Annotated in this window: 15 protein-coding genes and 1 pseudogene; 13 read left to right on the plus strand and 3 right to left on the minus strand. The window is 42.0% G+C overall.

All coding sequences use genetic code 11. The annotated features are described in order from the left end of the window. The first annotated feature begins 94 nt into the window (after positions 1-94). The 3 genes from lspA (at position 95) to ACBP55_RS04650 (ending at position 1,535) form a co-directional block, all read left to right on the plus strand. On the plus strand, positions 95-565 hold the full coding sequence (gene lspA, locus ACBP55_RS04640) for a signal peptidase II (RefSeq protein WP_464650078.1): 471 nt from the start codon (positions 95-97) through the stop codon (positions 563-565). Between the two features lie 103 nt (positions 566-668). Beyond that, the gene (locus ACBP55_RS04645) at positions 669-1,007 is read left to right on the plus strand and encodes a hypothetical protein (RefSeq protein ID WP_307434497.1); all 339 of its coding nucleotides are present in this window, start codon (positions 669-671) and stop codon (positions 1,005-1,007) included. Positions 1,008-1,142: 135 nt separating this feature from the next. Beyond that, on the plus strand, positions 1,143-1,535 hold the full coding sequence (locus ACBP55_RS04650; protein ID WP_464650080.1) for a DUF2512 family protein: 393 nt from the start codon (positions 1,143-1,145) through the stop codon (positions 1,533-1,535). A 94-nt stretch (positions 1,536-1,629) separates the two neighbouring features. Here ACBP55_RS04650 and ACBP55_RS04655 read toward each other — a convergent pair whose 3' ends face one another. Next, a complete protein-coding gene (locus tag ACBP55_RS04655; protein WP_464650082.1) occupies positions 1,630-1,743 on the minus strand; it encodes a YgaP family membrane protein in 114 nt (37 codons plus the stop codon). Between the two features lie 255 nt (positions 1,744-1,998). Between ACBP55_RS04655 and ACBP55_RS04660 the strand changes: the two genes are divergently transcribed. The 8 genes from ACBP55_RS04660 to ACBP55_RS04695 all read left to right on the plus strand — a co-directional run bounded on the left by ACBP55_RS04660 (position 1,999) and on the right by ACBP55_RS04695 (position 6,527). Further along, the gene (locus ACBP55_RS04660) at positions 1,999-2,778 is read left to right on the plus strand and encodes a sulfite exporter TauE/SafE family protein (RefSeq protein ID WP_464650084.1); all 780 of its coding nucleotides are present in this window, start codon (positions 1,999-2,001) and stop codon (positions 2,776-2,778) included. A 36-nt stretch (positions 2,779-2,814) separates the two neighbouring features. Beyond that, complete coding sequence (locus ACBP55_RS04665) at positions 2,815-3,969, plus strand: MBL fold metallo-hydrolase (RefSeq protein WP_464650086.1); 1,155 nt, start codon at positions 2,815-2,817, stop codon at positions 3,967-3,969. 18 nt (positions 3,970-3,987) lie between these two features. Further along, positions 3,988-4,308, plus strand: coding sequence for a rhodanese-like domain-containing protein (locus ACBP55_RS04670; RefSeq protein ID WP_464650088.1), 321 nt, complete (start codon positions 3,988-3,990; stop codon positions 4,306-4,308). A 37-nt stretch (positions 4,309-4,345) separates the two neighbouring features. Next, a complete protein-coding gene (locus tag ACBP55_RS04675) occupies positions 4,346-4,918 on the plus strand; it encodes a sulfurtransferase TusA family protein (protein WP_464650090.1) in 573 nt (190 codons plus the stop codon). A 32-nt stretch (positions 4,919-4,950) separates the two neighbouring features. Next, complete coding sequence (locus ACBP55_RS04680; protein ID WP_464650092.1) at positions 4,951-5,178, plus strand: sulfurtransferase TusA family protein; 228 nt, start codon at positions 4,951-4,953, stop codon at positions 5,176-5,178. 105 nt (positions 5,179-5,283) lie between these two features. Next, a complete protein-coding gene (locus tag ACBP55_RS04685; RefSeq protein ID WP_464650094.1) occupies positions 5,284-5,766 on the plus strand; it encodes a DsrE/DsrF/DrsH-like family protein in 483 nt (160 codons plus the stop codon). Positions 5,767-5,855: 89 nt separating this feature from the next. Beyond that, positions 5,856-6,116, plus strand: coding sequence for a metal-sensitive transcriptional regulator (locus ACBP55_RS04690; protein ID WP_464650096.1), 261 nt, complete (start codon positions 5,856-5,858; stop codon positions 6,114-6,116). A 24-nt stretch (positions 6,117-6,140) separates the two neighbouring features. Further along, positions 6,141-6,527, plus strand: a complete 387-nt coding sequence (locus ACBP55_RS04695; RefSeq protein ID WP_464650097.1) for a rhodanese-like domain-containing protein — start codon at positions 6,141-6,143, stop codon at positions 6,525-6,527. Between the two features lie 132 nt (positions 6,528-6,659). Here the strand turns inward: ACBP55_RS04695 and lgt are convergent, their stop codons facing one another. After that, the gene (gene lgt, locus ACBP55_RS04700) at positions 6,660-7,454 is read right to left on the minus strand and encodes a prolipoprotein diacylglyceryl transferase (RefSeq protein WP_464650099.1); all 795 of its coding nucleotides are present in this window, start codon (positions 7,452-7,454) and stop codon (positions 6,660-6,662) included. A gap of 96 nt (positions 7,455-7,550) precedes the next feature. Between lgt and ACBP55_RS04705 the strand changes: the two genes are divergently transcribed. Next, positions 7,551-8,027: a ferritin-like domain-containing protein gene (locus tag ACBP55_RS04705; protein ID WP_464650101.1), complete on the plus strand. Its 477-nt coding sequence runs from the start codon at positions 7,551-7,553 to the stop codon at positions 8,025-8,027. Positions 8,028-8,252: 225 nt separating this feature from the next. On the opposite strand, the pseudogene ACBP55_RS04710 reads toward ACBP55_RS04705, so the two are convergent. After that, positions 8,253-10,399, minus strand: a pseudogene (locus ACBP55_RS04710) (DNA topoisomerase III). Positions 10,400-10,603: 204 nt separating this feature from the next. Between ACBP55_RS04710 and ACBP55_RS04715 the strand changes: the two are divergent. Continuing rightward, on the plus strand, positions 10,604-12,211 hold the full coding sequence (locus ACBP55_RS04715) for a sensor domain-containing diguanylate cyclase (RefSeq protein WP_464650103.1): 1,608 nt from the start codon (positions 10,604-10,606) through the stop codon (positions 12,209-12,211). Positions 12,212-12,300: the final 89 nt, after the last annotated feature.

Here is a 12,300-nt window from a genome sequence, read left to right on the forward strand (position 1 = left end):
CTTTTTTGTAAGTGCTATTGGCAACATTCGCAGTCGAGTGGTGTCATCATGTAAAATAGAATTATGAGGTGATATTTGCGGAAGGAGGCGTCTAATGTTATTTTATCTCATCATATTTGTAGTGACAGCTGTGGATCAACTTACGAAGGTGTGGATTCGGTCTATTTTAAAAGTAGGCGAATCTATGCCGTTTTATAAAGACTTGATTTCATTTACGCATTATCAAAATAGTGGAGCAGCGGGCAGTTCGCTGCAGGGCTCAGCTCGTTATTTAGGAATTCTTGCTGTTGTGATTATTGCTGTTATTTTGTATTACCGGAAAAAAGGAAGCTTTCAAGGATTCTTCAAAGAGGTTGGTGCCGCATTTTTCGTAGGCGGGGCTATTGGCAATGGCATCGAACGATTATTATTTGGCAAAGTGACCGACTTCATCGTGTTTCGATCTGGCCATGGTGTGATGAATTTAGCTGACTTAGCGATTAATTTGGGTGTGGTGTTTTTTGTACTGGATATGTTTCTCTCTTATCGGCATAAGCTGTTGCCAAAACAGAAAAATTTTCAATAATGTAGGTATATTAAACTATATAGGTAGATCAAAAGTACTATTTGTGATATCCTTCAAGTAGACGGTTTTTGAACGAGAAGACGCTGAATTGGAGGATGGTCACATGAGGCCTGATAAACAGATATTGATCGATGAATTTTTTGCAATGATTCGAAAATTGACGCGTACGGGTGCAGATATTATGTTAGTGAGGGATTTTTTCTGGAAAGCTTCCGAGATCCGTTCATTTATCCCTCCAACGGTAGAATTCATGACGGTTCTTAAAACGTATAACGCAGTCTTGTTTCATGAATTCCGAAAATCACTTGTACCCAATACGAGTATGCATATGCTAGCGAATGTCCACATGGAAGCGGGAGAAGCGCTCATTAGTTTAGGAATTACGAGTTTGGAGCAGCTTCAACTAGCGGTAAAAGGTACAGTAGCTGTGAGTAGTAAATAGAGTTAAACCAAGCGATGACGACAGTCTCGCTTGGTTTTTTTGTTTGGAGAGGGACACATAATCCATTGGGTGGAAATTACCATTTAATATTCCGGCCGCGAAGAAGCCATATTAAGATATAGAAGTACATTCTGTGTGAAAGAAGGAAAGAAAATGTTGCGAATGCTTGGGAAACTGTTTTTGAAGTTACTGTTAAATGGAGTTTTTTTAATCCCTCTATTGATGTATTTAACGCAAGCCACACTCATCGAGGCGTTCTTTGCAACTTATACTTTTTCTCTTATGTCTTATGTTGCAATTGATCAATTGTTATTAAGAGTTACCAACAATGGGGTTGCTACCTTAGCAGATGTAGGACTAGCCTTTGTTTTCTTTTGGTTGGTCGAGAAATTCTTTTTTCATTGGTCCATAAACTTTACGACTATGGTGATAGTTGCATTGGTTTTTGGCATCATTGAGTTCTTTATGCATAGCTATTTTCAGAAAGACAGGGGCAGGCTTGATCGACATAGTTTTAGTGATAATTAAACTTAAATTTGTATCTTGGTCCTGTAAAATTAGAAACAGAAGGAAAACTCAGATTCTGAGCTTTCCTTCTGTTTTTTAACAATTTGTTTTAATTTCAAGACTTACTATTAGCCATGCAATTCGATATTCTCAAAACCGCATTCATTGGACAGTAACGAATTGTTCCTGTAACAATTGGTGCTAATCCAATTAAGCCCCGCCACAACACACATTGAATATGTTGTCCTGTTCTAAGTCAAACAATCAATCAAATGAGTTTGTAATTTCTGGAGTTGACGAAAATGAAAATCTTGTTTATAGTAGCGATATACCCATACGGGTATAAGTAATGACGATGATTTATAAAGGTGGTGTAAAAATTTCCGAACTAATAGGTATGAGGTAAGAGAATTTTTTTTGCAATTTTATATACCCATATGGGTATATGGTTGACTTAATATGTAATGTGGAAAGGCAGTGCCTTATGGATTTAACATGGATCATAACTATTTTCATAATTGGATTTTTGGGCTCGTTTATTTCAGGAATGGTGGGAATTGGCGGTTCCATTATTAACTATCCGATGTTGTTATTTATACCAGTGGCACTAGGATTTACTGCTTTTACCGCACAGGAAGTATCTGCAATTAGTGCCATACAGGTGTTCTTTGCAAGTTTAATGGGAATGCTTGTGTTTCGAAAAGGGGGATTTCTAAATAAAGCCTTAGTGCTTTATATGGGGTCTTCAATTATCATTGGCAGCTTTATGGGGAGCTTTGTATCCAACGCATTATCAAGTTCAATCATCAATCTCATCTATGCCATTTTGGCGCTGATTGCCGCGATTATGATGTTTTTACCTAAACGAGGAACAGATGTCCAAGATGTAAGTGAAGTTACATTTAATAAACCATTAGCAGTTATTTTAGCTTTAATCATTGGGACGGTATCAGGGATCGTAGGCGCGGCGGGTGCCTTCATAACGGTGCCGGTAATGTTAGTGGTTCTTAAGATCCCAACGAGGGTTGCTATCGCTTCATCCTTAGCTATAACTTTTATATCCTCAATTGGATCTACGACCGGAAAACTATTGGGAGGGCATATGCTTATGGTTCCATCAATCGTACTTGTCGTTGCAAGTACGATTGCATCACCGATTGGAGCTAAGCTCAGTAAGAAAATCAACACGAAGATTCTTCAATGGATTCTGGCTGCTTTGATAACGGCAACTGTCTTTAAAATTTGGTATTCTATTTCACTTTAGAATCAACTGACTTTAACCTTCGGAGGGGAACAATAAATGAATGATAAACAGATACATGGAATGAATGCTGCAAAGCTAGCAAAAAAGGTTTTGAAACAAACGCCTATTTTTATTTTAGATGTTCGGAATGAAAGTGACTTCAACGATTGGAAAATAGAAGGTAAGAACGTCCATATTATCAACGTGCCTTATTTCGAACTTCTTGATGGTGTAGATGAAATTCTTGATCAAATTCCGGATGACCAAGAGGTTTTGGTTGTTTGCGCGAAAGAGGGTTCATCCAAGTTTGTAGCTGAACAGTTGGTCGAAAGCGGAAAACAAAACATTTCTTATTTAATTGATGGTATGAAATCTTGGAGTGAGTATCTCGAGCCTGTTAAAATTGCTAATTTGAAAGACGGGGGCACCCTGTATCAATTTATACGGTTAGGCAAAGGTTGTCTGTCTTACATGGTGATTTCTAATGGTGAAGCTGCCGTTATTGATGCGGTTCGGACTACCGCGGTGTATGAGGATTTTGCCAATGAAAATCATGCCGTCATCAAACATACCATGGATACGCACCTTCATGCCGATCATATTTCAGGCGGCCGGCAACTAGCTGAGAAAACGGGAGGATATTACTGGCTTCCGCCAAAAGATGCGACAGAGGTTGTGTTCCACTATGAGAAGCTTGAAGAAAGCAGCCATCTTGTCGTTGGCCAAACAGAAATTAACATCCAGCCGATTTATTCTCCGGGTCATACGATTGGAAGCACATCACTTATTATTGATAATCAATATTTGCTTTCCGGGGATATTCTATTCGTGAAGTCGATTGGCCGCCCTGACTTGGCTGGGAAAGCAGAAGATTGGGTCGCTGACCTCAGAACGACATTGTATGAGCGATATAAACAGCTGTCTGAAGATCTAATCGTGCTTCCTGCCCACTTTGGTACAATTGCGGAATTAGGTGATAGAGGGCAAGTAGCTGCACGTCTTGGCGATTTGTTTAAAGAAAATCCTGGTTTAAACATACACGACGAATCCGAATTCAGACGCACCGTTTCTGAGAATCTGCCGCCACAACCGAATGCCTATCAGGAAATACGCCAAACGAACATGGGGAAAATAAGTCCGACAACTGAGGAACAGCGAGAAATGGAAATTGGACCAAACCGTTGTGCCGTTCATGATGACAAAACAAAATGATGATATGGAGGAATCAAAATGCCTAATAAAACTTATAAAGAGCTATTGCCACACGAAGTTCTAGAGCGAATCAAACAGAAAGACAATGTAACCATCCTTGATGTCCGGGATCACGACGAATGGGAATCTGGACATATATATGGCGCCAAACATATTCCTCTTAGCCAGATCGCTCGAGCACTTAACGAAATAAAGCCAAAACAAGAAACGATCATTGTTTGCCGCAGCGGTAATCGAAGCGGAATGGCTTGTGATTATTTATCTTCTATGGGTTATCACGTTACGAATATGACTGGTGGCATGTCCGAATGGTCTGGCGAAGTGGAGTATGGGAAATAAATCAATTCAAATAAAGAATAATGGAGGTCTTTAACTTATGACTGCATTGCATGTAGATCGCACGCTCGAGTGTGAAGGACTGGCTTGTCCACTTCCGGTGGTTCGTACCAAAAAGGCAATAGATGATATGAATCCTGGCGAAGTATTAGAAATTCGTGCGACGGATAAAGGATCGATAGCAGACCTAAAGGGCTGGGCAAGTCGCACAGGACACCAATACATTGGGTTAAAGGAGGATAACGGCATCTATCGTCATTTCATTCGCAAAGCTGAAGCATCCGGAACCAAAGTGGAGATGAAATTTCCTAATACGGCAACGAATGATGAGTTACAAGCAAGAGTAGAAGCCGGAGAGAAACTCAATATACTTGATGTAAGAGAGCCGGCAGAATATGCTTTCGGACGGATTCCTGGGGCTATATCACTCCCTTTAGGTGAACTCGAAGTGAAGATGACGCAGTTTGATCCACATAATGAATATTACGTCGTATGTCGTACCGGGAATCGTAGTGATATGGCATGCCATATGCTAACGGAGCGAGGATTTAATAATATTAAGAATGTAATACCCGGTATGTCTCAGTGGGTTCATTGTGAAGAAAAGGACTAACTGAATTTACAAATCATAAGGAGGAGTTTAATATGGTAGATTTGATTGTTGACGCCAAAGGATTGGCATGTCCACTGCCGATTGTTAAAGCAAAAAAGGGCATCGATTCTTTGGAGTCAGGACAAGTTATGGAATTGCAAACGACGGATAAAGGGTCGATGAAGGATTTCCAGGCCTGGGTCAATCAGACCAAACACGAGCTCATTGATGCAAAAGAAGAAAATGGGGTTTTTACATTTACGGTAAAAAAAGGATCGTGACTTATCTAATTGATAAGTAAGTTATCTAAAAATTGGGTGTCAAATTTTTTTTGAATACTCAATATACCTATACGTGTATATGTATAAATGGAGGATGTGGGAAGCATGGAAGACAACAAAGAGAAAACAACAATTGTCCTTTTTAGCGGAGAGCTGGATAAAGCTATTGCCGCATTTATTATCGCGAATGGAGCTGCCGCATATGATCACGAAGTCACGATTTTCTTTACCTTTTGGGGACTGAACGTACTTCGTAAAGATCAAAAAATTGCGGTGAAAAAGGGATTCCTGGAGAAAATGTTTGGAAAAATGATGCCTCGCGGAGCTGAAAAGCTTGGAATTTCCAAAATGAATTTCGGTGGCATGGGGCCAAAAATGATTAAGCATGTAATGAAAAAGCATAATGCGTTGTCGCTTCCGCAATTAATTGAGTTAGCTCAAGAGCAAGGCGTTAAACTGGTTGCTTGTACAATGACAATGGACTTGCTCGGTTTGCAGCAGGAAGAATTGCTCGACGGCATTCAATATGCGGGTGTTGCGGCATATTTGGGTGATGCCGCTGATGCTAAAGTAAATTTGTTTATTTAAGCCTTTTCTTCGCCTACCTTCATATTGTTTTCGTGAGTCATATCAGCAATAATATACCTATACAGGTATCAATGAAAGGAAGGCAGAATATGAAATACGATGATGATGTGAAAAAGAGATTAAGGCGTGTTGAAGGACAAATCCGGGGTATTTTAAAGATGATGGAGGAAGAACAGGATTGCAAGGATGTTGTTAGCCAAATTTCAGCAGTCAGGAGCGCCGCGGACAAAGCCATTGCCCTCATTGTTGCGGTCAATTTGGAACAGTGTATTCTGGAGGAAATAGAAGCTGGAAGAGATTCGAGCAGAATGGTCAAACAGGCCGTTGAATTGTTAGTTAAAAGCCGGTAAGAGGATCAGGAAAGAGGTTAGCGTATGGATTATACATCCATCTTTAATATCGTGGCGTTAGCGTTTTTAGTCTGGTTTATTTATTCCAGGTTTGCAAGCTTAAAGGGTCTAAACAATCTATCACCGGATCAATTTCAGGAAGAATTGAAGGGAAGGCGTAATTATGTTCTGATTGATGTACGTGAACCTAGCGAAGTAAAGCAAGGATTCATCCCAGGTGCGATCAATATACCGTTATCCCAAATGAAACAAAGAGTTAGCGAAATTCAAAAAAATAATCATGTATATTTATATTGTCGGAGTGGAATGAGGAGCAAACAAGCAGCAAGAGTTCTAAAAAAGAATGGTTTTAACAAATTATCTCATTTACAGGGCGGAATTATATCCTGGAAAGGGAAGTTAACCGAATAAATAAAAAATCATTAGCCCCCGTGGGTTAATGATTTTTTGCTTAATATAAGTTTGATTGATTTACACATACTTATTTTTGTTGCTACTTAGTAATGTTCTATGTAACCCTCAAGCGAGGTTATGAATTCCTTTTCATAATTCGGTTGCCTCAGAGCGCTTTTTATCATTGTAGTGAAGATATATGCCAGCAACGATACATAATAAAATGACACCTACAGCAGTCCATTGTGCGGTTGTCCATTGAAATAAATATTTTGGAGTATCTCCTCTAAGCATTTCCAACATAAATCGACCGGCGTTATAGACTGAGTTTGTGATTAAAAATAAGTATCCTCGTTTCATTTTTCGCTGAAGAAGAATCACGACAAGGGCAAAAATAATAATGTCCATTTGCCCTTCCCATACTTCTGCAGGGTAAAGAGGCTTATCCCCGTATGTATCTCTTGCAATAGTGCCTTCAGGATAAAGAATCCCCCAGTTTCCACCCGTAGGATCCCCGAAAGCATCTCCATTCATAAGATTTGCATCTCGTCCAATACTTTGCCCTAATATTAATCCGGGAGCACACAAGTCAGCTAATTCCCAAAAAGATAATTTATGTTTTCGAACATACCAAATCCCCACCAACACGGCTCCGACAATTCCCCCTTGAATCGAAAGGCCGCCATGCCAAATGGCAATAATCTCTTCAAGATGCTGGGAATAATAACCCCAATCAAACAAGAAAACTTGCCAAAATCTTGAACCAATAATGGCACCGATCATCATAGGGATTAATAAATTTGAAAGATGATTTGCGAGCTCATGCTTCTTTTGCAATTTAGCCAAAGTAAGAGTTACCCCATAGCCCAATATAATGGCAAGAACAAACAAAATGCTGTAAGAACGAATTGGAAATGAACCTATGAAACCTAAATATTGAAGCACTATGATAGCTCCTTTTAACCTAAATTATTTTTGAACGAAATGGTGGTGAATGAATATTCTAATGTGTAGTTTACGCCAAAGGAGAAGTGTTAAAACATGTATTACACATTACAAGCGCCCACTTACGTCCCGTATCAAGGTTACCTGGGGCATTTCGCACGTAGTGAAGATATGGTGCTGAATTTAATTCTTCAATCCATTGCTGGGGAAAGAAATGATGAGCTCTTCTATCAAAAGTTGATAAGGCTTGCTCCTACGGAGAAAGAAAAGGAAGTTATTACAGGCATTAGAGATGACGAGAGAAAACACAATCAAATGTTTCGAAATATTTATACGCAACTTACGGGTACATCACCTACCGTAATAGAAGCGACGGAACCGATTGAACATGTTAGCGATTACTTAAGCGGTATTGAGAATGCCTTATTCGGTGAATTAAAGGCGTTTGAAAAGTATCGTACCCTATATTTGAACATTCGACCAGTATATCGCAATATGATCTTTGAAATCATGACCGATGAGATCAAGCATGCTAGTTACTATAACTGGCTATACGCGAAAAACAATAGATAAAAGATAGTGTCCTTCGGTGCCTCTCATTGCAATATAAAATACTCCAGGAGCTTTAATAATGGCGCACTGGGGTATTTTATGTGTCCTGCAATAAAGACTCGGTTTGTCAACTTCTCTCGAGCTTCGTATAAACGATTTGGCGCCTTTCAATGTATATTCAAATACATCTTTACATGGATATGTGTGAGCATCTTCAAGGTAGATACCCCATTGGTTGCATGCACGCTACTCGTCTTTCTTCTGCTGCAGCGCAGCCATCAATTTGTCAGCCAGCGAGCTGCCCAGCTGGGTTTGATCGGAAAACTTCTCGATCAGCTGACGGTTGGCTTTGGCAGAGGCGCGACGGCCGCCGCCGGTGGATTCGTTGTCTATTTTCTCCACGACGTTGCATGGACGACATTGAAAATACTTGCCGGATTTGCCGGTGTGGATTTCCATTTTTTTGTGACACTGCGGGCAACGGTGGTTGGTCAATTGTCCGTCAGCTTCGCGCTTATAGGAACATTCGCGGCTGGAACAAACGAGATAACGGCCTCGTTTCCCTTTTACCTCTTGAAGAAACTCCCCGCAATCCGGACATTTGCTGCCCGTTAAATTATGCGGCTTATAGGCCGCAGAGCTTTTCTTGACCTCATCGACCAGCTCGGCTGCTTTTTTGCGAATGCCGCTCAGGAATTGCTCCATGCTTCCTTTGCCCTTGGAAATGCGTTCTAGCTCAAGCTCCCAGCGAGCTGTAAGCTCAGGAGAACGCAGTCTTCCGAAGCGAGCTCTATGAGCTGAGTGCCTTTGCCAGTCGGAACGAGCAAGGAGCCTTGACGTTCAATGGTGTCGGAGGACACCAGCTTCTCAATAATGTCAGCGCGTGTAGCGGGCGTTCCGAGGCCCCATTTTTCCATTTGAGAAAGCAAGGAAGCCTCGTTGTACCTAGCGGGCGGTTTCGTCTGGCGGCTTAATTGACGGGCGTTGCGGACGGTTACGGCGTCTTTCTCGGCAGCTTGGGGCAGCAGCTGAGCAGAGTCGTCATCAGACTCGGTTTCTTCCCGATCTGGATCCGTGAAATCAGTGGCTCCATAGACGTCTTTCCAACCGGCTTCTTTAACCACTTTACCCGATGCATAGAGCTTTTCTCCGGCTATTTCCACAGTCAGCTTCGTTTCATCATAGCGGCAGGGACCGCAGAACAAGGCTAGGAATCTCCGCAAAATGAGATCATAAAGACGGCGTTCGTCAGCGCTTAAGGTTACGAGTGAAATGGCTTCCCCCGTAGGAATAATCGCATGGTGGTCGCTGACCTTGGAATCATCGACAATGCGTTTCGTAATCGTTAACGGTTTGCGTATAAAAGGAGCAGCTAGTGCTGCATAGGGGCCAATAGCTGCGCCCTTAAGTCTGCCAAGCAGGGTCGGCACCATGTCCGAGGTCAAGTAACGTGAATCCGTACGCGGATAGGTGACCAACTTGTACTGCTCATACAATCTTTGCAGCACATTCGACGTCTGCTTAGCTGAAAAACCAAATTTGCGGTTGGCATCGCGCTGCAATTCGGTTAGGTCATAAGCAAGCGGATGCGGAATTTGCTTCTCGGTTTTTTGCACGTGCAGGATTCTGCCGCTGTGGCCCTGCAGCTTTGCTTTTAAGGCGTCTGCGCGCTCACGGTCAAAAATGCGCGTATCGCCTGTTTTGGGGTCGCGCCACACCGCGCGGAAAGAGCCCAGATCGGCTTCGATCAACCAATAGTCGACGGACCGGAAATCCCGGATTTCCGCCTCGCGGTTGATCATCATGGCAAGCGTGGGCGTCTGCACACGCCCAGCCGACAAGGACGCGCCGAACTTGCTGGTCAGCGCGCGGGTCACGTTCAGGCCGATTAGCCAATCGGCCTCGGAACGGCAGACGGCTGCTTGGTACAGCCGGTTGTAGTCCGTGCCCGGCTTCAGCTGCGCGAAGCCTTCGCGAATCGCCTGATCCGTCTGCGACGAGATCCAAAGCCGTTTGAACGGCTTCTTCCAGCGGATCAGCTCCATAATCCAGCGCGCGACGAGCTCGCCTTCGCGCCCCGCATCTGTCGCAATGACCAGCTCGGCAAGGTCACCCCTGCGGCTGAGCTGTTCGATCGCACGGTATTGCTGCGATGTTTCCTTCATCACCTTAAGCTTCATGCGCTCAGGGATGATGGGGAGATCTTCCAGATTCCAAGTTTTGTACTTGGGATCATAATCATCGGGCTCGGCAAGGGTAACGAGATGGCCCAGTGCCCAAGTGACGACATATTTGGCACCTTCATAATGGTGTTTTTGCTTTTGGTTGCATCCAAGGACACGGGCAATTTCTTTGGCGACGCTTGGTTTTTCGGTGAGTACAAGAATTTTCATAGGGAAAATGACCTCATTTCTGCTTACAAATTAGCATAAGCGAAAAAAGCACGCTTTTCAATGCGCTGCAGTTCGAAAATGAAGATCGAATCTATTCGGATGAGAGCTTTTTTTATGTTACAAAAAAAGGAGAAAATTGTCTGTTCTTGTCCTAATATAAGGGTATAATGAAGAAATAAGGGATGAAGAGGAGCAATAATCTGAATGAGACCCATGTTTTCCTATTTTACTAATCAAACGATAAAAATGAGGTTTCAATTATGGATCGTAGTTGTCATTGTGACACTAGCCCTCTCCATAATTGTCCCTTTTTATTTTATAGAGAAGAAAGATCGTTTAGATGAAGCAGAAAACCAGTTAAAGCAAGTAATCACCTTGCAAAGTCTGTATATTGAAAGATGGAATCAGGAAAAACTGGATACAATTAAACGCTTCGCCATTTCGGATCATGCTAAATTTCATCGTATAGGCGATTTAAAACGAGAATTTCAAGATTATTCACGTGTGAATTCTGAATTCTTGTCGATAACTTACGTGGAAAAAGACGGGTTTATTCGTTCGGATGCAGATCCAGCTGTTTCGTATTATGTGGGAGATAGGCAGTATTTTAAACAAGCGCTTGAGAAGAAAAGCTTTATCTCCGGCGTTATCATATCCAAAGATTCAGGAAAGCCTGTCATAACGTTCTCTGCCCCCGTGCTTGGCGACCATAATGATTTCAAAGGTGCTGTGCTGGGAATAGTAACACTGGAAATGATGAATAGTTTAATGAAGCAGCTAAGCTTTGGTGAAACTGGGGAAGTTTATGTGTTGGATTCGGAAGGGAATATTGTTACAGCCTCAAATGATACAAGCAAAAGCGAAGAATTCGTCAATGTCCCGATGAAAACTGAAATTATGCAAAGAGCCAAGACAGGGAGTACTTCGAATGATTCCTACATCGGATTTCGCGGTGAAAGGGTATATGGCCAGTATAAATGGTCTGCGGGAAAAAACTGGGTTGTCGTAGGTGAAATCACGCAGAGAGAAGTATTTCAGAAAGTAAATCAATTAAGTATAGCGATTATTATCATTTCATTTGTAGCACTTATTCTTAGTATCGGTGCTGCCGTTACGATTGCATCTAGAATTGAGAGACCGATTCGATACTTGCTTCGCGGAACCAAGATTATTCAGAACGGGAACTACGACTACCAGATTGATGTGGATAAAATTAGAATGGCTCCTATTGAATTGCGTATGTTGGTCAATACATTCAACTTAATGTCTGATAAGCTTAAGGCGAATATTTCTCTACTGGAGCATTCTGCATTGGTGGATCAACTGACTGAGATTCCTAATCGCCGTTATATGATGCAAGAAGGAAATAAACAGCTTCAAGCCTGTATTGCTGCTGGGCAAATGTGCTCCGTTATGATGTTCGATATTGACCATTTCAAGAAAATCAATGATACCTTCGGGCATTTAATAGGTGATCGCGTTCTTCATCACGTTGCTTCTATACTACAGCAGCATTCAGGAACAGATACGATCGTTGCACGTTATGGAGGTGAAGAGTTTATCCTGCTTGCCATGCGTAAAAATACACAAGAAAGTGTAACCTTAGCGGAGGATCTGAGACAGCATATCATGGAAGAACCATACTCGGATGAGCAGGTTACCGTACAACTGACAGCGAGCATAGGCATAGCAGAATATTCTCCTACACTGGAGTTCGGTACGATGGTGCTTGAAGATATGGTTTCCAGAGCAGATCATGCCCTCTATCGCGCGAAATCTGGTGGACGAAACCGAGTAGAACTAGATCGATGATGGGTATTGATCTAGTTTTTTTGGTGTGAAATTGATGGTCAGAAATTTGAGAGTTTGGTGTATAATAGTCAAAGAGTATTTGAATTACC

This window comes from Paenibacillus sp. WG02 (genome assembly GCF_055396115.1).